An 18,508-nucleotide genomic window follows, 5' to 3' on the forward strand; every position below is an offset into this window, starting at 1 on the left:
CGCATCTGCCCGGACAGGATTCAATTCTGTCCGGGCAGGTTGCGCTTCAGGATTTTCACATCACAACTGCCGATGATTGACCCGTTCCAGACCACCGGTTCAGCGTTATAGTTGATCAGGAACATGTGGTCGGCTGTCTCACGTAGTCGCAGTCCTGGCGGCATTGGCTTCAGGCTCAATCCCGTTTCTTTCGCAGCCAAGCCGACGACTCGATCCCATAATATTTCGTTTGGGAAGCCTGCAAGATACCAAAGCCCGTCCCCTGCCATAAGCGCAGGCGCTCCGTCATCAAACCTCAGAGTTTCTTCGGCTGATCCTGAAAGGCGATCAATCCAATGCTGTGCCGCGCCGCCGCCTCGGACCGTCCGGTTGACAGCGGGGGGCAGTGTTTCGACCAAATCCACGTTGCAGTCCAACCCTTTCAGGCCAGGTCGACCAGCGGCGGGGATCTGGAAATCACGGGTAATTGCGCCGCTGCGCGGGCCGAGGATTGCCAGATCCGAGTTGTCCGTTAACCTACGCTCCAAATCCGGGTCAATCGTTGCCAGTCCGGGGGCAAGGATCAGTGCATAATGCGCGGACAGGTCATTGGACGAAACGAAATCAATCGACAACCCCGCCCGGCGCAATGCACGATAAGCTGAGAAGACCAACCGGAAATAATCAAAGCCTGCTCCTTGCGGTAGCGATGTCCAGGCCCAGTCCGAGGGGTAATCAAACAGTATGGCAACTTTGGATTGCGCCTGATGCACCTCGCCCAATGTGGATAGCTCATCCGCTGTCTGACGGGCCTCGTGCAAGGCAGGGGCAGGGCGATTGTCCGGTGTCAGCAAACCCGCGTGCATCTGTTCCTGTGCAAAGGGGGCTTGGCGCCATCGAAAGTAGCTCACAACCTCAGCACCGTGGGCGACAGCCTCAAGCGACCACAACCGTACCATTCCGGGCAGGGGTGCCGGGTTATAGGGCGCCCAATTCACAGGACCGGGTTGTTGTTCCATCACCCACCATCGGCCACGGCCTACTGCCCGGTAAAGATCATGGTGAAACGCCTGCATGTCCGGATCGCCTTGCTGAAGAAAGGCGGTCTTGTGGGCTTCGTCATCTTCCAATCGGTCCGATAGAAATCCGATCGGATAACTGTCCCAAGTCGCAATATCCAGATCCGCGCCAACCTCGAAATGGTCGAAATCCAGAATACGGCCCATGTAGTTGTGCAACAGCGGCGCATCGGTCAAAGGTCGCAACACATCGACCTGAGCTTTGTTGAATGCCACAACCTGATCTGAACTGAACCGACGGAACGCCAGTACATGAGCGGGGTTAGGCTCGGTTACAGTTTGATTGGGTAAATCAACCTCATCGAAGCTACGGTACTCCATCGACCAGAACACGTTTCCCCAGGCCTTGTTCAGCTGTTCTATGGAACTGTATTGAACAGCCAGCCAGCGCCTGAATGCGTTCAGAGCCGGGGTACTATAGCTGACGGTTGTGTCGTGGCACCCATACTCATTATCGACCTGCCATGCCGCCACATACGGGTTGTGACCATAGCGCTTCCCCAGGACCCTTGCGATACGGACACATTCATCGACATAACCCTGGTGGCTAAAGCAATAATGTCGCCGTGACCCGAATTTGCGCACGTTTCCATGTGCATCCACGGCCAGCATGTCCGGATGTTTGTCCAGCATCCAACGCGGTGGCGTTGCTGTTGGTGTGCCAAGCACGACTTTCAATCCCGCCTTGCCAAGTGTTTCAACCGCAAGGTCCAGCCATTCGAATTGCAGGGTTCCGGGGTGGGGCTCCAGCCGGCTCCAGGCGAACTCTCCTATGCGCACCCACGAGATGCCAGTGTCCACCATGCGCGCGGCATCTTCCGCCCACATCGCCTCGGGCCAGTGTTCAGGGTAGTAACACACACCAAGTTCCGGCTTCATAATATGATCCTGTGTTCTGCCTGCCCTCGCCCCGCGTTTGGCATTGCAAAGGTCATGCCGTTGGTGGGTTGGGATTCAATATCCGCGTTGCTCAACCCCTGCCGTGCCGAGGTGCAGAACAGCGTGCCCAAGCCGTCGCCACCAAAGGCCGGGCAGGACGTATGTGACGCGTCGAAGGAAATGGCCTTCAGGAATTGACCTTCGGGCGTGTAGGCCGCGACACGTCCAATCCCCCATTGCGCGACCCAGATGTTGCCGTCGGCATCAACCACCGCACCATCCGGGTTCAGGCCTTCTTTGCGTAGGTCCAGAAATACCGTGTTTTCCCCTTCCGGCCATCCGCTTTCTGCATTCAAGCTCCAGCGCCTGACCTGCCTGACCGTCGTGTCACAGAAATAGGCCACGGATCGATCCGGTGCAAAACAGATTGCATTGGAAATCGTCACACCCGGCACGAGACATCTGAGTGTACCATTCCAGAACCGATAGATTGATCCGGCCCCGGCTTCAGCCTGTTTACCCATCGTGCCGATCCAGAAACCGCCCCAGGGATCAGCGCGACCGTCATTCGAGCGGGTGATTGGGTTGTCTGCCTCAAGCGGCGTGACCAGCGCTCGATGCCCGGACTTCAAGTCAAACTGCCAAAGACCCGTTTCCGACGCCAAAAGCAATGTGTCACGATCCACCCAGCCTGCGGCAGACACATGCTCATCGAAATCCCAGCTTATCTGATTTTCGCCTTCGCGCGTCATCATGCGTTTGTTGAGAATGTCGAACCAGAAAAGCTGTTGCCGAGCGGGGTGCCATAGCGGACCTTCGCCCAACGCGCATGGGCGGTCGTCAAAGACCGTACTCATCCTGCCGCCTTGTCAAAGGCTGCCACGATTTGCCCCGCGCGTTCTGCGACTTCGACTGTATCCATGCCGGGTTTGTACAGCGCTGATCCAATCCCGAATCCATCCACTCCGGCTTTGATCCATTGGTCGAAATTTTCAGGCCCGGCACCGCCGACGGCAAAGACGCGTGTTTCCTTGGGTAAGACGGGGCGAAGTGCTGCGAGCCCTAAAGGGCCAGCCATGACACCAGGAAACAGCTTTAATCCTGTGGCCCCTGCTTTGAGAGCGGCAAACGCTTCGGTCGGCGTGTAAACGCCCGGCCAGCTTTGCATCCCCAACGCCACAGACCGTTTGATCACATCAGTATCATAATTGGGTGACACGATCAGCTTGCCGCCGGCATTCCGAACTGCGTCCACCTGATCAACCGTTAGTACAGTACCAGCGCCAATCAGGGCGCGATCTTCGAAAGCTTCGGCCAGAATGGAAATGCTGTCGAGCGGATCAGGCGAATTGAGTGGAACTTCGATCCGGTCGATCCCTGCATCGATGATAACTCTGCCAACCGCCTCGGCTTCCTGTGGTTGCAGACCACGCAGAATGGCGATGATGGGGCGGCTCATGCGATTTGCCTTGTCATGTTGCGCGCCAGCGCCAGCCCGGCCAGGGTTGTTTCGGTGGCGTTTGCAGTCTCAACAAAAGCGCCCTGTTGTCTCAGCGCTGCCGCATAGACCCGCGATACGGCTTCTGCGCCGATGATAGCCAGTTGTTGGCCCAGCCAATATGGACGAGTGGCGGCCAATTCAGCACCGATAAGCAGTCCGGACAGCCGTGCGCGCGCGATGTCTTTGTCCTGATCGTGCAGCAGGTCTGCAGCCCGCAAGCCGAACAGGCGCGCAGCCAACTGTTCGGGTTTGGACAATGTATCCGCCACAGCATCTGCAAAGGCATCTTCATCCCATCCTCCACCTATAGAATGCCGCAGAACAGATTGCGCACTTAACAAATCAAAAAGCTCTCCAGTCATGAGCGTCCGAAAGCTCACGATTTCACCTGCGCTGACCTGAACCCATTTCGTATGGGTTCCTGGAAGGCAGAGGACACCATCCCAGTTCTGGCGAGTTCCCAAAAATCCCGCGATTTGTGTTTCTTCGCCCCGCATCACATCCGGCGGGGTCAATTGCTTTAATCCGGGTATGACGAAGGCCCGGATGCGCGGGTCTGTGCTGGGAACACGGACCGGTACTTGCGGCAAGGGCTGCGACGGAACGGTAGAATAAGGTGCTTCGACCCAGCCTTGGCGTGCACCGACCATACCGCAGGCGATCACATCGATGGGGCCATCCTTCAGCCAGTTTTCAACAAGGTCCAACAGGGCGGTCTGGAAACTGCCTGTTCCGATACGTGCCATACCTTTGTCGGACTGCGCGCAGTCCAGAACCGTTGCCCCCTGCATGGCCCAGACCCGCAGGTGAGATGTGCCCCAATCAACGGCGATCCAGTCAGTATTCATTGTGTCACCCTGAAACCACGACGCCGCCATCAACCGCCATACACTGACCGGTCATCGCCCGGCTGGCGTTGGATGCAAGAAACAATGTCGGTGCAACCATGTCTTCGGGCGTCAAATGTTCTTTCAGGCATTGTCGATCCAAATGCGCGGCCAAATCTTCGGGCGTCGCCCACATATCCAGTTGTTTTTGCGTCAAGACCCAACCGGGAGCCAGCGCATTCACACGTATGTTCTTTGGTCCCAGTTCGCGGGCCAAAGACCGAGTCATCCCTGTAATGCCCGCATTTGACGTCGTATAGATCGGATAGCCTGCATTGCCCATCATGTAGCTGATCGAACTGAAGTTGATGATAACGCCGCCTTCTTTCATTTGCCGGGCCGCTTCCTGACAGGCGAAATAATAGGCTTTCAGGTTTACCTCGATCATCCAGTCCCAGAACTCGGTCGTGGTTTCCTCAAGTGTATGGCGTTGGTCATTGGCCGCGTTGTTAACCAAAACGTTCAGGGGGCCGTGGGCTTTGGCGGCTTTGGCCATTGTCGTGTGAAGAAGCTGGGTGTCGGTCATGTCACCCTGCATGAACAGAGGTGCGCGGCCGTGTTTGTCGCGCATCTCTTCGACAAAACCGCTGGCGTCCGATCTGCCGATAAAAGCTACATTGGCCCCCTGAGCCAGAAACCCATCCGTCAATGCTGCGCCCACGCCCGAGCCTCCGCCGGTGATATAGACGGATGACCCGTTCAAGTCATGAAATGTCGCTGCTTGGGTCATCAGTGGCTCTCTCTGGTCACAAGGCGGGTGTCTTTGCCGACGAGGAAATCCAGATCGGCCCCTTGATCGGCCTGCAGCACGTGATCGACGTAAAGTTTGGCATACCCGCGGGAATAATGCTGCTTGTCTGGGTTCCATTGGGCTCGGCGCGCGTCCAATTCTTTTTCGTCCACCAACAGTTCAAGCTTGCCGGCGCTGGCAGATACGCGGATGCGGTCGCCGGTTTTCACCAACGCCAGCGTGCCACCCGCCTGTGCCTCAGGGCTGACATGCAGGATGACGGTGCCATAGGCGGTGCCGGACATGCGGGCATCCGAGATACGGATCATGTCGCGAACGCCTTCCTTCACCAATCTGGCCGGAATCGGCATGTTTCCTACCTCGGGCATCCCGGGATAACCCTTGGGTCCACATCCCTTGAGCACCAGAATGCTTTTGGGTGTGACCGGCAGATCATCCCGGTCGATATTGGCTTTCAGGTCTTCGATGTTTTCGAAAACGAACGCCTCACCCTCGGTTTCAAGAAGGGCATCTGTTGCGGCAGAAGGTTTGACGATGGCTCCGTTGGGCGCAAGATTGCCGCGCAAAACACGAAGGCCAGCAGCGGGCTTCACCGGATCGTTGAAAGGGCGGATGACATCGCGGTTGAAACATTCGGCGCCTTCGAAATGGGCCGAGATGTCCTTGTTCAGAACCGTTCTGGCCGGTCGCAGGAAAGGTTTGAGTTCGCTCAACACAGCCGGAACACCGCCAGCGTAACAGAAATCTTCCATCAGGTATGTGCCCGAGGGCATGCAGTTCACCAGAAGGGGAATCTCTGATCCGATTTCAAAGTCCTTGAGCGTCAGGTCAACGCCTACGCGACCTGCGAGCGCCAGTAGATGCACAACGGCATTGGTCGATCCCCCAACGGCCGCATTGGCGAGGATTGCATTCTCGAAGGCTTCCCTGGTCAAAATGTCCGATGGTTTCAGGTCTTCGTCGACCATTTCGACAATCCGCTTGCCGGTCAAATGGGCGAGGGCCATGCGGCGGGCGTCAACGGCGGGCAGGGCGGCATTGGTGGGCAAGCTCATGCCCATCGCTTCGACCAGAGACGCCATGGTGCTGGCTGTCCCCATGGTCATGCAAACCCCGGCACTGCGGGACATCCCGGATTCCGCGTTCATAAAATCCTGAAGGGTCATCTCTCCGGCACGCACGGCCTCGGAGAACTTCCACACATCGGTTCCTGAGCCAATATCCTGACCGCGATATTTTCCATTCAGCATAGGGCCGGAGCTGACAACGATCGACGGCAGATCGACCGAGGCTGCGCCCATCAATTGGCCCGGCGTGGTCTTGTCGCACCCGCCCAGCAGAACCACACCGTCAATGCCATATGCGCGGATCGACTCTTCGACATCCATGGCCAGCAGATTGCGAAACAGCATGGCTGTGGGTTTCATCTGGGTCTCGCCCAGCGACATGACCGGGAATTCGACGGGAAAGCCCCCGGCCTCCCACACACCGCGCTTTACCCCTTCGGCCAGATCGCGCAGGCCGGAATTGCAAGGGGTCAGCTCCGACCATGTGTTGCAGATTCCGATGATTGGCCGCCCATCGAAGGCGTGATCAGGAAAACCCTGATTTTTCATCCAGGATCGATGGATGAACCCATCCTTGTCGAGTTTCCCGTACCAATGCTGTGAGCGGCGTTTTGACATTGTTCTGTGATGCTTTTTTAGGTCTGGGTGGATTTGAGTATTTGTAAAAAGGTGAAATTCAAGCGGCGCGAGATGGGTGGCACCAATCTGGCAGCCAGTCGGCATGGGCAGACAGAAGGTCGTTCACCAGATTTCGAATTTGGCGCAGGTCCAGTTCGGCGGCGGTGTGCGGGTCCATCATGGCTGCATGATAGATATGCTCGGGGTTCTGGTCGACCAATGCCCTGACTGTGAGTTCCTGAACGTTGATCTGGCTACGCATAAGGGCGATCAGCTGCGGTGGGACGTCTGTGATGACAGAAGGCTGAATGCCATTTGCATCAACCAGACACGGTGTTTCGACAGCGGCCCCCATAGGCAGCTGAGGTATCTGGCCGGTGTTTGGCAGATTGCCATAGGCCACGTAAGGGGAGTCAGAGGTGATTGCGTTCATTATGTCTGCCGCAAACTCATGGCTGCGAGTGACGGCTATGTCGCGCCCGTCAGTCAGGGTTTTGGCCTGCTCTTTCCAGTTGTTCATCTGTTCCACACAGCGGGTCGGGTATTCATCGAGTGGGATTGAGAATTTCTCGATCAGGTCCGCCCGCCCGTCTTTGATGAACCATGGCACGTATTCTGCCAAATGCTCAGAACTTTCGGTGCAGAAAAAGCCAAGGTGATCCATCACTTCGTAGCGCACCTTGTTGAGGCAGCGCGGCATCAGCAGCGGTGCCTTGGGGATCCTGCCGCTGACATAACCTTGCCGAAGGGCGGGGTATAAATCATGGCCCTGGTGCTCAAGCCGCAGGAAGAAGGCGACGTGATTGACGCCCGCGACCTTGTAGCGAATGTCGTCTTTTGACAGGTCCAAATCATGTGCCAGTTCCGCCACAGTGTTCTGAACCGAGTGGCACAGGCCGACCTGCTTCAATGATGGGTATCTCTCGGCCAGTGCCCAGGTGTTGATGGCCATCGGATTGACGTATTGTAGTAGTGTCGCATCAGGGCATAGCTGCATCATGTCATGCGCTACGTCCCACAAGACCGGCACAGTGCGCAGCCCCCGCATGATGCCACCCACGCCCAGCGTATCGGCGATGGTCTGGCGCAGCCCGTATTGTTTGGGGATCTCAAAATCAGTGACGGTACAAGGCTGGTACCCGCCAATCTGAAAGGCAGTGATAACGAAATCGGCACCATCAAGTGCCGTGCGTCGATCCGCATGTGTGGATACTGTCGCGTTTGACCCGACGGAACGGACCATGGCGCGGGCTACAGATTCGCTTTCCGTCAAGCGTACGGGGTCGATATCCATCAGCGCAAAATGACTGTCCGCCAGAGCAGGCGTTAACAGAACATCCCCCACGATGTTCTGCATAAAGATCGTGGAACCTGCTCCGATGAAACTTATCTTTGTCATTTTACAGCTCCGAGGGTCAGGCCCGCGATAAAGTGCTTTTGCATCAGGAAGAACATGGCAACCGGCGGCAGCGCTGCTACGATCGAGCCCGCGCTCATTAGTTGGTAGGCGGCGCGGAACTGGGCGTTGAAACTGGTGATACCTGCCGTGACAGGTTGGCTTTCCGCGCCCTGTGTCAGGACGACCGCCCAAAAGTAATCGTTCCAGATGAAGGTAAAGATCAGCACGCTGAGTGCGGCTATTGCGGGTTTCATCAACGGCAGCACCACGTACCAGAAGATGCGCCATTCGCTGATACCCTCGACTCGCGCGGCCTCGATTAATTCAAAGGGCAGGGCCCGGATAAAGTTGCGCATGAACAATGTGCAAAAGCCGGTCTGGAAGGCGATGTGGAACAAGACGAGGCCGGTTTTTGTGTTGTAGAGGCCTAAATCCAGTGTCAGGTCGCGCACAGGCACCATCAGGATCTGGAATGGCACGAAATTGCCGGCTACGAACATGAAGAAAATCCATAGGTTCGATTTGAATTTGTAAATACCCAGTGCAAAGCCGGTCATGGAACTGAGAGCAACGGCACCGATTACCGTAGGAATGGTGATCATGAAAGAGTTCAGCAAATATCGCGGCATGTCCGAGTTGAAGAACACCAGCCCGTAATTGACTGCACCTTCAAAACTGGATGGCAAGCCCCAATAGTTGGCGTTGGTGAAATCCGCCGCTGGTTTGACCGAAAACAGAGCCACCGCCAGCAGGGGCCCAAGCCACAGCAGCAGGGCAATTGGCAGCATCGCCTGATAGGTGATCTGCGCGGCGCGCGGCTGTTTTTCGATAGGTTTGGGAAACATCTTAGCGCCCCCTTTCTTCGCGATACATCGACCAGAGGAAATAGGCGATGAAGCAGAGCATGATCAGGAACAGAACCACAGCGATTGCCGCGCCATACCCCATCCGGAAACCGTATTCGGACAGGGCGACCTCGAACATGTAATAGGCCAGCACGCGGGAGGATCCGAATGGCCCGCCCTGTGTCATGATTGAGATCAGGTCGAAACTGCGCAGCGCCCCGATGATTGTCACGACGAATGCAATGAAAGTCGCCGGGCGCAACTGCGGCAGAATGATGTGCCACAGCATTCTCAAGCCTTTGGCACCATCCAGGCGTCCGGCTTCGATCTGTTCTGGATCGACGGCATTCAGTCCGGTGAGGTAGAGGATCATGCAATAGGCGGTTTGCGGCCAAAGGCCCGCGACGATGATGCCATAGGTGACCAGGCGCTCATCACCCAGCACATTCAAGGGGCCCATTCCAAATAAGCCGAGAAACTCATTCAAAAGGCCAAAAGTAGGATCGTAAAACCACGTGAATACGAGGCCAACAACAACCTGAGAGATGACAAATGGAAAGAAGAACAGCGATTTGTAAAGGCGGATACCCCAGACCGTCTGGTTCAAAAACAAGGCAATGAACAGGCCCGTAGGAATGGCCAGAAGGTACAGGATCAGCCAGATCAGATTGTTTTTGAGCGATATATAGAATGCGTCCCGGTCAACCCACTCCCAATATAAGTCTTCATAGTTGCGCATTCCCACATATTCAGCGGCCCCCAACCCATCCCACTCGTAAAGTGACAGGTTGAAGGACTGGAAGACCGGAATGATCACATAGACCATGAAGAACAGCAGGCCCGGAGCCAAAAATAGCCACGGGGCGATCCGCTGTTGGTTTATGTGAAACCAGCTTTCCTGTTCTGGGGCGTCGGGGGCAGTGGTCATGGGTGTCCCGGGTTTTCTTGAGGTGAAGGCGGGCTGAAACCTGCCCAACAAAGCGGGTCAAGTAGGCCGGGCTTCAGCCCGGCCCAAGCCTGATCAGTTGTCGTAGATACGCTCTCGCGCGCGTTCCAGCTTGGCCAGAATACGGTCAGCATTGTCTGGTTTGACCATGAATTCTTGGAAACCTTCCATTGACACTTTGGCCATTTCAGCCGGCGCGTCGCGGTCCCAGAACTGAGCCACACCGCCGGGGCTGTTGGACGAGAGCATTGAAAAACCCTGCTGCAGGAACTTGTCATCGTCTACTGAGGATTGCGCGTTCACCGGCAGCTGACCGAGGTTTGACCCATTGTTGATCTCGGTCTGTTCGTCCGCCGAGACAACAAAGCGCAGGAATTCACGCGCTGCTTCTTTGTTCGAGGCATTCGCCGGGATATGGAATGTATCGGTCGGCGCGTCTTCAGCCAGTTCGACATCAGGGTTGATTGACACGAATTGGTAGAAATCCAGCTGATCATCGGTCAGCCCTGCTTCACGCAAGGGCGCGACTGCGAAGTTGCCCATCAGGTACGCGGCGGCTTCTCCATTGACCATGAATGGCAAAGCCTCCTGCCAGCTATAGGTCTGATGGTTATCAATGAAGGCCCCCATGTCGATCAACTGCTTCCAGTTGGCAAAGGTCTGCTTGACCCGGTCATCTTCCCAGCTGATTTCACCATTGGCCAGCTGGTTGTGAAAATCAAACCCGTTGGTGCGCATGTTCAGGTAGTCGAACCAGCCACCAGCGGTCCAAAGGAACTTGGTCCCGATGGTATAGCAAGCGCGACCTGAATCGACGATCTTCTGGCAATTTGCCAGCTCTTCTTCCCAAGTGGTCGGTTCGCTCAGGCCCAGCTCATCAAAGATGTCTTTGCGGTAGTAAACGCCCCACTGGTAGTAGGTATAGGGCACGCCCCATTGTTTGCCGTCGATGGTCATCGCGCCTTTGGTTGATGCCAGGTTTTCGGCGATTTCAGGTTCCGACCAAAGATCCGAGACGTCTTCGAACAGACCGGCTTCGACATATGGTTTCATACGGTTGGCGGCGTACCAAGTGGCCACGTCGGGTGTGTCGGCCGTCAGGAAGTTGCGGATCTGGGTCTTATACGCCTCGCGGTCGATAACCGTGGTTTCAATTTCCAGGCCGGGGTGCTGCGCTGCAAACCGCTCGATCATGGCTTCCATCGTTGCGCGCGGGGCCGGGTTTGATGTGTCCAGAAAAATCCGAAGTTCTCCGGTCAGGTCGGCAGCCGCCGGTGCTGCAATAGCAACGCCAAGTGCCAGCGCAGCGGTTGTGCGCTTGAAAGTGGAATACATGGTTTCCTCCCTGTTGCTTCCACACAAGTTCCAAATAATGAAACTATGTTTTATATATTGAAAACTACACATCGACTCGGTTAGTCTTGTCAAGACCCTCGTGCGAGCTGCGATGGGCAAGCGGAGGAGAACGGACGCCCGTGTCAGGTGACGGAACTATTGGCAAAGCATGTGACGTCCTGGATCAGGTCGCCGCATTTCAGCGCCCTGTGCGATTTTCGGAATTGCTGGACGGCAGCGATTTTCCGAAAGCAACATTGTATCGGTTTTTGCAATCGTTAACCAATCAGGGAATGCTATGTTACGACCCCGAGCGCCAAACCTACGCGCCGGGTATGCGTTTGGTACGACTTGCGCATGCAGCCTGGACCCAAAGCTCACTGGCCCCTATCGCACGTCCGTTTCTCGATATTCTAAGCCAGGAAACCGGAGAGACCGTGCATTTGGCGCAGCTCGATGCTGGTCAGGTTCTTTACGTAGACAAACGCAACGCGGCGCAACCGATCGAGATGTATTCCCAGGCGGGTAAGGTGGGCCCGGCATATTGCACGGGTGTTGGCAAGGCGATGCTTGCCTTTCTGAATGAAAGTGACCTTAACCGGGCAATTTCGCAGCAGAGTTTTCACCGCTTTACCGACAAGACTCTGACGTCCGACAATGACCTGCGCACGGATCTCGATCGAATTCGCAGCAAGGGTTTTGCCGTTGATGACGAAGAACATGAACCCGGAATTATCTGCGTTGCCTGCCCCATTCTGACAACAAACGGTCGGGTCCTGGGCGCAATCTCGGTAACCGGCTCGACCCAACGAATGGATTTTGAACAACTCGAGGCATGGGTGCCTCGTGTGCGGCGGGTGGCTGAACAAATCAGCACCGAGGCACAGGCATGGCGTTTCCCTGAAACGCGACCAGACCTCGGCAATGACAGGAAGCAAGCGACATGACAGGTGTAACCCTGAATCAGGCAATCAAGCGGTACGGCCAGACGCAAGTCATTCACGGCATCGACTTGCAGATCGAAGATGGTGAGTTCTGTGTTTTCGTTGGCCCTTCGGGATGTGGCAAATCCACATTGCTTCGGATGATCGCGGGTTTGGAAGAAACGTCGGAAGGCGAGATTCACATTGGGGTGCGAGACGTAACCCACATGGACCCGGCCAAACGTGGTGTGGCGATGGTGTTCCAGACCTATGCGCTTTATCCGCATATGACCGTGGCGGAAAATATGGGCTTTGGGCTTCGCATGAACGGTGTCCCAAAGGCCGAGATCACCAGAAAAGTGCAGGAAGCCTCGAACATTCTGAAGCTTGACCAGTATCTCAAACGCAAACCCAAGGCTCTGTCGGGTGGTCAACGGCAGCGGGTTGCGATTGGCCGTGCCATCGTTCGCGGCCCCGACGTTTTCCTGTTTGACGAACCCTTGTCCAATCTGGACGCCGAGTTGCGCGTGGAAATGCGTGTTGAGATCGCGCGCCTTCATCAGGAAATCGGCGCGACAATGATTTACGTGACCCATGATCAGGTCGAAGCCATGACCATGGCCGACAAGATCGTCGTGCTGCGGGATGGTCGTGTTGAACAGGTTGGGGCTCCGATGGATTTGTACCGTGATCCCGACAACCGGTTTGTCGCAGGCTTCATCGGTTCGCCTGCAATGAACTTTCTGGAATGTGACTATGGGGATGGCCATGTCTCGCATCCCGCGCTAGGCAAGCCGTTGCCCGTTTTTGCGACTATCCCCTCCGGTCGGACCAAGGTGATATTGGGCATGCGGCCCGAACATATTCAGATTGACCGTTCGGCCGATACTTGCACCGTGGACCTGACCGAAGCCTTGGGCGGCGTTTCCTATTCATATCTACGGACGCCAAATGGTGATAAGCTGATCATTGAGGAACGGGACGATCAACGAAGCAGAACCGGGGATCGGATCGGCATCGCCATACAGCCAGATCGTGTGATGTTTTTTGATCCAGAGACCGGGCAACGGTATCGTTAGTCACGACCTTCCAGCCCACGGGCAGTCTTACCCGTCCCAAGAGTTGCACGACACTTTATCTGACCCGTGGCAAAACGCGCGGGCAGATGCGATTGATTCCAAGTCAAACGTGATTTAAGGGAAGCCCTGTCAAAACAGAGTCACCCAGGGGCTGTATCGTGGTTTAGCCCCTCTCACGCCACGCAATTGTGGTTGCAACTCTTGGATCGCACGCCCCGAAAGGCTTAAAAAAGGTAAAAGAATATGGCAGATAAATCGAACTTCGACATATTGTATACCATTGTAGACGAAGCGCCAGAACTGGCCAGCGCCTCGTTCCTGCCCATCATTCGCAAGTTCGCATCTGCTGCGGGCGTTCGCGTTGGCACCAAAGATATTTCCCTTGCGGGACGCATTTTGGCAGCATTCCCCGAGAACCTTACCGACGATCAGCGTGTAAGTGACGATCTGGCTGATTTGGGCGAGTTGGTGAAGACACGTGATGCCAATGTCATCAAGCTGCCGAATATCTCTGCCTCGGTTCCTCAGTTGGTTGCGGCCATCGAAGAACTGCAATCGCAGGGTTACGACATTCCGACCTACCCTGCAGAACCTGCAACGGATGAGGAAAAGGCGATCCGCGCCCGTTATGACGCGATCAAAGGTTCTGCTGTTAACCCGGTTCTGCGCGAAGGGAACAGCGACCGCCGTGCGGCGCGTGCGGTGAAAAACTATGCTCAGAACAACCCGCATTCGATGGGCGAATGGGCGTCGGACAGCAAGACCAAAGTTTCGTCCATGCCGGCTAATGATTTCTATGCAAACGAGATTTCGGCCACCATCACCGCAGCACAAGCAGGCGATGCAAAAATCGAGTTTGTAGGTAAAGATGGTGACGTCACCGTTCTGAAAGACGGCTGGTCGCTGGAAGAAGGAACCATAGCCGACGCGACTTTCATGTCGGTCAATGCACTGTCTGCGTTCCTTTCAGATGCCATTGAGGACACCAAAAAAGACGGGACCATGTTCTCGCTGCATATGAAAGCCACGATGATGAAGGTTTCAGACCCGATCATCTTTGGATATGCGGTCAAAGCCTGGCTGGCCCCCGTGTTCGAAAAGTTCGGCGCGGAACTGGATGCGTTGGGTGTGAACCCAAATTCAGGTCTGGGCGCTCTGTTGGAGCGCGTACAGGGTCATGCTGACATCATGGCGGCTATCGACACGCTCAAGGCGGACCGTCCATCCATGTATATGGTGGATTCGGACCGCGGAATCACGAACCTGCATGTCCCATCGGATGTAATCATTGATGCCTCAATGCCTGCTGTGATCCGTGCCGGAGGCAAGGGCTGGGACCAGACGGGTGCCAAAGGTGACACCAACTGTGTGATCCCTGATCGCTGCTACGCGACCGTCTATGATGAGGCCATCAAGTTCTTCAAGGCCAACGGCGCGTTGAACCCGTCCACGGCCGGAGCCGTGGCGAATGTGGGCCTGATGGCTCAGAAAGCCGAGGAATACGGTTCGCACCCGACAACTTTCGAGGCACCGGCCGATGGTACAATCCGCATCGTTCTGGCCAATGGCGAAACGTTGCACAGCCACAGTGTCGAGGCCGGCGATATCTGGCGCGCCTGCACTGTCAAAAAAGCGCCGATCGAGAACTGGATTCAGCTGGCCATGGACCGTCAGCGTCTGACCGGCTCCGAGGCGATTTTCTGGTTGGACGCAAACCGGGCCCATGACGCGGAGCTTATCAAATATGTCAAACCGGCGCTTGAGGCTGCTGGCGTGGCCGACAAGTTTCTGATCATGGCCCCGCGTGAAGCGACCCGTCAGTCGTTGGAGACGATCACCGCTGGTAACGACTCGATTGCCATCACAGGCAACGTGCTGCGGGACTATCTGACTGACCTGTTCCCGATCCTGGAGCTTGGTACTTCGGCCAAGATGCTCTCCATCGTCAAACTGATGAACGGTGGCGGATTGTTCGAAACCGGTGCCGGTGGTTCGGCGCCCAAACACGTGCAGCAGTTGGTCGAGGAAAACCATCTGCGCTGGGACTCGATGGGTGAGTTCTGTGCGTTGGGTGAATCGCTGAACTTCCTTGCTGATACCAAAGGCAACGAAAAAGCGGGCATTCTGGGTACAGCGGCCGAAGCAGCGACGCAGGGTATTCTGGACAACAACCGCTCACCCAGCCGAAAAGTTGGTCAGCCGGACAACCGCGACAGCCACTATTGGTTTGCACGCTATTGGGCAGAGGCTTTAGCCACCCAATCCAAAGATGCGGAACTGGCTGCCGAGTTTGCGTCACTGGCCAAGGAGCTGGCCGCCAACGAAGTGCAGATCCTGTCAGAGTTGGCCGCAGCTCAAGGTCAAGCTGCGGATTTGGGCGGCTACTATCACACGGACCCAGCCAAAACGGCGGCGGTTATGCGGCCCAGCACAACGTTGAACACAATCATCGGCTAATCGCTAACGGCAAAACAGGTGATCCTTTGCCTGTTCAAAAAGCAGAAAGGGACCGGCACAATTGTGCGGTCCCTTTTTTGTATCGCGGGCAATGTAAAAGAAAGTAGGGTAGAGAAAAGTATTAAGCATTTACAATGCTTTACAATGAATTTGTTTGCACTTACGGGATTCCCCTAATAGCACGGCAGCGCTGACTGCTTTAAACCTTGGATAACAGAGAATTTCACTGGTGATGCCTCAGGGCCTTATCACTCACTCAGAGAATGACCAGCATTTGGGGTGCTGGTCATTTGCATTTTGGTTCTCGGGATTTTCTGGACAGCCAAGCAGTTCAACCATGGTTGAACACGAACACAATCTTGTGTTTACGCAAAGAGGAAGCCTGGAGACTGGGTATTAGCCAACGCGCCGGGGTTCTGGGTTGGCAATCGGCGCCTTTGTTCTGTTCGTTCCGTACATCGCAACACCTTTGTGTCGCAGATAAGACAGGCGACGCGCCTCTCGCCGGGCAAGCGCCAGAGACTCAAGGATCAGCGCGCACACGATTGACAGCATGGTTCCGACAAAACCGGATACTGCGACAACCAAAGACGGAATTCGGTCAACCAACCCTGTTTCCAAAAACTCGCGGAAAACCGATGCGAATACGAGAAGCGAAGGTAAGAATATCAACAATGCCAAAGATAAGAAGAACGCGATTGGCTTTTCGTCTTTGATCAAAAGGCCAATCATCTTGAGAATTCGCCACCCATCTGAATAGGTGGCCAGTTTTGAGTTCGAATCCGGAAGCCGTGAAACGTATTTTGTCTCAACCTCTCCAATCGGCATGCGCATCTGCATCGCGTGCACTGTAAGTTCAGTTTCAATCTCGAACCCGTTGGAAACCGCCGGAAAGCTTTTGACAAAGCGTCTGCTGAAAACACGATAACCGGACAGCAGGTCGTTGATTTTGCTGTTAAAGAAGAATTTCACCAGCCCGCTGAACAAGGCGTTTCCAAACTTATGACCCCGTCGATAAGCTTGAATGTCGTCGTTCACCCGTGCGCCATTGACCATATCAAGGTTTTGCGAGACCAGCAGATTGATCATTTCAGGTGCTGCCATACTGTCGTAGGTCGCATCCCCGTCTGCCATGACGTAGACATCCGCATCCACGTCAGCAAACATCCTGCGGACAACGTTACCTTTGCCCTGAAATGTTTCAGAGTAGACCAGCGCGCCAGCTTCTTGCGCCACTCTCGCCGAGCCGTCCGTGGAATTGTTGTCGAATACGTAAATTACTGCCTCCGGCAGGGCGGCGCGGAACTGCTTGACTGTTTCACCAATGGCAACGGCTTCATTGTAACAGGGCAAGATAACAGCAATTTCCAAACCCGGCCACAACGCCCGTGTCAGAGATCCACTTTGGATATTCAAGGCACCCTGTATCATATGTCACTCTTGCTCGCTCGGACGTGTCACTTGAGGGATGATTGCGCTTTGTTCCCAAGATGCTGCGCGTATGAGGTATTTCTGAAGCAGATAAATGGCCGAATTTTGGCATCCGATTGAATCGCGCCGATAATTCAGCAAAAGGGGGCCGGTTCAAGAACCGGCCCCAAAGTTTCAGCTGAACCGAGGGATCAGTTCGAAGCTGCGTTCAACTTTGCGTTTTGCTCACGCAGCGTATCCGAGATGATCGCGTACCATTCACCGGATTGACGCATTTCGATCAGACCCTTGTTCATCATAGCGATGTATTCGCGCGCGAACGGGTTGGTGCGATGCGCAAGGAAGCTCATCGACGACAGTGTGGACACATAGGGGTTCTCAACGATGTCAGCCGAAGTCAAACCCATGTCTTTCATTGTCGATGCGAACAGATCAACTTCGAATGCCGCAACATCTGCGGTTCCGGTCAATACAGCGTCAAGGCAATCACGGGCCGAGCTGGGCTGAACCACAGTCGTGTTCTCGCGGTTCAGTCCCTGTTCTTCCAGAACAACCATGCTCCAGCCTGCCATACGGCAAATGGTCGAGCCTTCCAGGTCCTTGAAACTGGTCGCGCTTGCGTATTCGCTTTCCGGCAGTGTGAAGAAGCCGCCGACGATATCGTAAACCGGGACCGAAGCTACGAATTGAGTGCAGCGAGCTTCGGTTTCAGGGGACCATTCGTATGTACGGTTGGTACAATCAGGAACGGTCCATGCAATTGAAATATCAAAGGCACCAAGCGGCAACAGTGTATCCAGATGCGAACTCCAGTCGTCGACAAAGCTGACTGAATACTCACGGCTGTTTCCGGCCCGCTGAAGGCTGGTCGTTGCCAGACGGGTCATGATGCCGCCGCCATTCAGTGTTTCGGTTGTGAACGGTTCCCAGCCGTTACCAGCCACCATTTTGATCGGCGGCGCATAGACATTCGACCGCTTTACGCTGGCCGCGCGCTGTTCTTCAGCAGCGATGATTTCCTGCGCGCTTTGGCCGTTCGGCAGGCTACCGTCTTCACAGGGCAGGGCCAGCACCAGCCCAGGATTAAGAGCCCCCGGGTTTGTGATCGCGTTCCTGTTCGCGTTGAAGATTGGCTGGTAGTTCGAGGTGCCATAGGCGGCAATGGCGATGGTTGCCAATGTGTCACCATCTTGCACGGTATAGTTCGTGCACGCTTCCTGTGCAGCGGCGGCTCCCGCGCTCAGAGCTGTGATGGCAGTTGCCGACAGCGCCAGTTTCTTAATTTTCTCGTTAAACATTTCCACTTCCTCCAGACTTTTGTTTGTCAGGCCA

15 protein-coding genes are annotated in these 18,508 nt (G+C 55.4%); 3 read left to right on the forward strand and 12 right to left on the reverse strand.

Features of this window, described 5'->3' with window-relative positions; translation table 11 throughout:
• Nucleotides 1–20: 20 nt before the first annotated feature.
• From ACR0BZ_RS15650 to ACR0BZ_RS15695, 10 genes are all read right to left on the reverse strand, one after another.
• A complete protein-coding gene (locus tag ACR0BZ_RS15650) occupies nucleotides 21–1,937 on the reverse strand; it encodes a beta-galactosidase (protein ID WP_480920690.1) in 1,917 nt (638 codons plus the stop codon).
• Complete coding sequence (locus tag ACR0BZ_RS15655) at nucleotides 1,934–2,794, reverse strand: SMP-30/gluconolactonase/LRE family protein (protein ID WP_480920691.1); 861 nt, start codon at nucleotides 2,792–2,794, stop codon at nucleotides 1,934–1,936. The genes ACR0BZ_RS15650 and ACR0BZ_RS15655 overlap by 4 nt, the downstream gene beginning before the upstream one ends.
• Nucleotides 2,791–3,396, reverse strand: coding sequence for a 2-dehydro-3-deoxy-6-phosphogalactonate aldolase (locus ACR0BZ_RS15660; RefSeq protein WP_480920692.1), 606 nt, complete (start codon nucleotides 3,394–3,396; stop codon nucleotides 2,791–2,793). Before ACR0BZ_RS15660 ends, ACR0BZ_RS15655 begins: the two co-directional genes overlap by 4 nt.
• Nucleotides 3,393–4,286, reverse strand: coding sequence for a 2-dehydro-3-deoxygalactonokinase (locus ACR0BZ_RS15665; protein WP_480773644.1), 894 nt, complete (start codon nucleotides 4,284–4,286; stop codon nucleotides 3,393–3,395). Before ACR0BZ_RS15665 ends, ACR0BZ_RS15660 begins: the two co-directional genes overlap by 4 nt.
• A 4-nt stretch (nucleotides 4,287–4,290) precedes the next feature.
• Nucleotides 4,291–5,055 (reverse strand): SDR family NAD(P)-dependent oxidoreductase, encoded by a 765-nt coding sequence (locus tag ACR0BZ_RS15670; RefSeq protein ID WP_267364972.1) that lies wholly within the window; start codon nucleotides 5,053–5,055, stop codon nucleotides 4,291–4,293.
• Nucleotides 5,055–6,761 (reverse strand): IlvD/Edd family dehydratase, encoded by a 1,707-nt coding sequence (locus ACR0BZ_RS15675; RefSeq protein WP_480920693.1) that lies wholly within the window; start codon nucleotides 6,759–6,761, stop codon nucleotides 5,055–5,057. The genes ACR0BZ_RS15670 and ACR0BZ_RS15675 overlap by 1 nt, the downstream gene beginning before the upstream one ends.
• A gap of 58 nt (nucleotides 6,762–6,819) precedes the next feature.
• Nucleotides 6,820–8,160: an alpha-galactosidase gene (gene melA / locus ACR0BZ_RS15680; RefSeq protein WP_480920694.1), complete on the reverse strand. Its 1,341-nt coding sequence runs from the start codon at nucleotides 8,158–8,160 to the stop codon at nucleotides 6,820–6,822.
• On the reverse strand, nucleotides 8,157–9,005 hold the full coding sequence (locus ACR0BZ_RS15685; protein ID WP_209507605.1) for a carbohydrate ABC transporter permease: 849 nt from the start codon (nucleotides 9,003–9,005) through the stop codon (nucleotides 8,157–8,159). Before ACR0BZ_RS15685 ends, melA begins: the two co-directional genes overlap by 4 nt.
• 1 nt (nucleotide 9,006) lies before the next feature.
• Complete coding sequence (locus ACR0BZ_RS15690; protein ID WP_480507004.1) at nucleotides 9,007–9,933, reverse strand: carbohydrate ABC transporter permease; 927 nt, start codon at nucleotides 9,931–9,933, stop codon at nucleotides 9,007–9,009.
• 93 nt (nucleotides 9,934–10,026) lie between these two features.
• Nucleotides 10,027–11,286 carry an ABC transporter substrate-binding protein gene (locus ACR0BZ_RS15695; RefSeq protein ID WP_480483665.1) on the reverse strand — a complete coding sequence of 420 codons (1,260 nt, stop codon included), beginning with the start codon at nucleotides 11,284–11,286 and terminating at the stop codon, nucleotides 10,027–10,029.
• A gap of 140 nt (nucleotides 11,287–11,426) precedes the next feature.
• Between ACR0BZ_RS15695 and ACR0BZ_RS15700 the strand changes: the two genes are divergently transcribed.
• From ACR0BZ_RS15700 to ACR0BZ_RS15710, 3 genes are all read left to right on the forward strand, one after another.
• The gene (locus tag ACR0BZ_RS15700; RefSeq protein WP_480483666.1) at nucleotides 11,427–12,233 is read left to right on the forward strand and encodes an IclR family transcriptional regulator; all 807 of its coding nucleotides are present in this window, start codon (nucleotides 11,427–11,429) and stop codon (nucleotides 12,231–12,233) included.
• Nucleotides 12,230–13,288, forward strand: coding sequence for an ABC transporter ATP-binding protein (locus tag ACR0BZ_RS15705; protein ID WP_480920695.1), 1,059 nt, complete (start codon nucleotides 12,230–12,232; stop codon nucleotides 13,286–13,288). Before ACR0BZ_RS15700 ends, ACR0BZ_RS15705 begins: the two co-directional genes overlap by 4 nt.
• Nucleotides 13,289–13,531: 243 nt before the next feature.
• Nucleotides 13,532–15,745, forward strand: coding sequence for an NADP-dependent isocitrate dehydrogenase (locus ACR0BZ_RS15710; RefSeq protein ID WP_480920696.1), 2,214 nt, complete (start codon nucleotides 13,532–13,534; stop codon nucleotides 15,743–15,745).
• A gap of 396 nt (nucleotides 15,746–16,141) precedes the next feature.
• Here the strand turns inward: ACR0BZ_RS15710 and ACR0BZ_RS15715 are convergent, their stop codons facing one another.
• Together ACR0BZ_RS15715 and ACR0BZ_RS15720 are read right to left on the reverse strand one after the other, a co-directional pair.
• On the reverse strand, nucleotides 16,142–17,176 hold the full coding sequence (locus ACR0BZ_RS15715; RefSeq protein WP_480920697.1) for a glycosyltransferase family 2 protein: 1,035 nt from the start codon (nucleotides 17,174–17,176) through the stop codon (nucleotides 16,142–16,144).
• A 191-nt stretch (nucleotides 17,177–17,367) separates the two neighbouring features.
• Nucleotides 17,368–18,474: a transporter substrate-binding domain-containing protein gene (locus ACR0BZ_RS15720; protein WP_267366224.1), complete on the reverse strand. Its 1,107-nt coding sequence runs from the start codon at nucleotides 18,472–18,474 to the stop codon at nucleotides 17,368–17,370.
• Between the last annotated feature and the right edge of the window lie 34 nt (nucleotides 18,475–18,508).

This window comes from Ruegeria sp. P8 (genome assembly GCF_056534665.1).

Coding starts and splice junctions, on each gene's coding strand:
- ACR0BZ_RS15650 (WP_480920690.1), bottom strand. CDS start 1,937: ATGAAGCCGGAACTTGGTGTGTGTTACTACCCTGAACACTGGCCCGAG.
- ACR0BZ_RS15655 (WP_480920691.1), bottom strand. CDS start 2,794: ATGAGTACGGTCTTTGACGACCGCCCATGCGCGTTGGGCGAAGGTCCG.
- ACR0BZ_RS15660 (WP_480920692.1), bottom strand. CDS start 3,396: ATGAGCCGCCCCATCATCGCCATTCTGCGTGGTCTGCAACCACAGGAA.
- ACR0BZ_RS15665 (WP_480773644.1), bottom strand. CDS start 4,286: ATGAATACTGACTGGATCGCCGTTGATTGGGGCACATCTCACCTGCGG.
- ACR0BZ_RS15670 (WP_267364972.1), bottom strand. CDS start 5,055: ATGACCCAAGCAGCGACATTTCATGACTTGAACGGGTCATCCGTCTAT.
- ACR0BZ_RS15675 (WP_480920693.1), bottom strand. CDS start 6,761: ATGTCAAAACGCCGCTCACAGCATTGGTACGGGAAACTCGACAAGGAT.
- melA (WP_480920694.1), bottom strand. CDS start 8,160: ATGACAAAGATAAGTTTCATCGGAGCAGGTTCCACGATCTTTATGCAG.
- ACR0BZ_RS15685 (WP_209507605.1), bottom strand. CDS start 9,005: ATGTTTCCCAAACCTATCGAAAAACAGCCGCGCGCCGCGCAGATCACC.
- ACR0BZ_RS15690 (WP_480507004.1), bottom strand. CDS start 9,933: ATGACCACTGCCCCCGACGCCCCAGAACAGGAAAGCTGGTTTCACATA.
- ACR0BZ_RS15695 (WP_480483665.1), bottom strand. CDS start 11,286: ATGTATTCCACTTTCAAGCGCACAACCGCTGCGCTGGCACTTGGCGTT.
- ACR0BZ_RS15705 (WP_480920695.1), top strand. CDS start 12,230: ATGACAGGTGTAACCCTGAATCAGGCAATCAAGCGGTACGGCCAGACG.
- ACR0BZ_RS15710 (WP_480920696.1), top strand. CDS start 13,532: ATGGCAGATAAATCGAACTTCGACATATTGTATACCATTGTAGACGAA.
- ACR0BZ_RS15715 (WP_480920697.1), bottom strand. CDS start 17,176: ATGATACAGGGTGCCTTGAATATCCAAAGTGGATCTCTGACACGGGCG.
- ACR0BZ_RS15720 (WP_267366224.1), bottom strand. CDS start 18,474: ATGTTTAACGAGAAAATTAAGAAACTGGCGCTGTCGGCAACTGCCATC.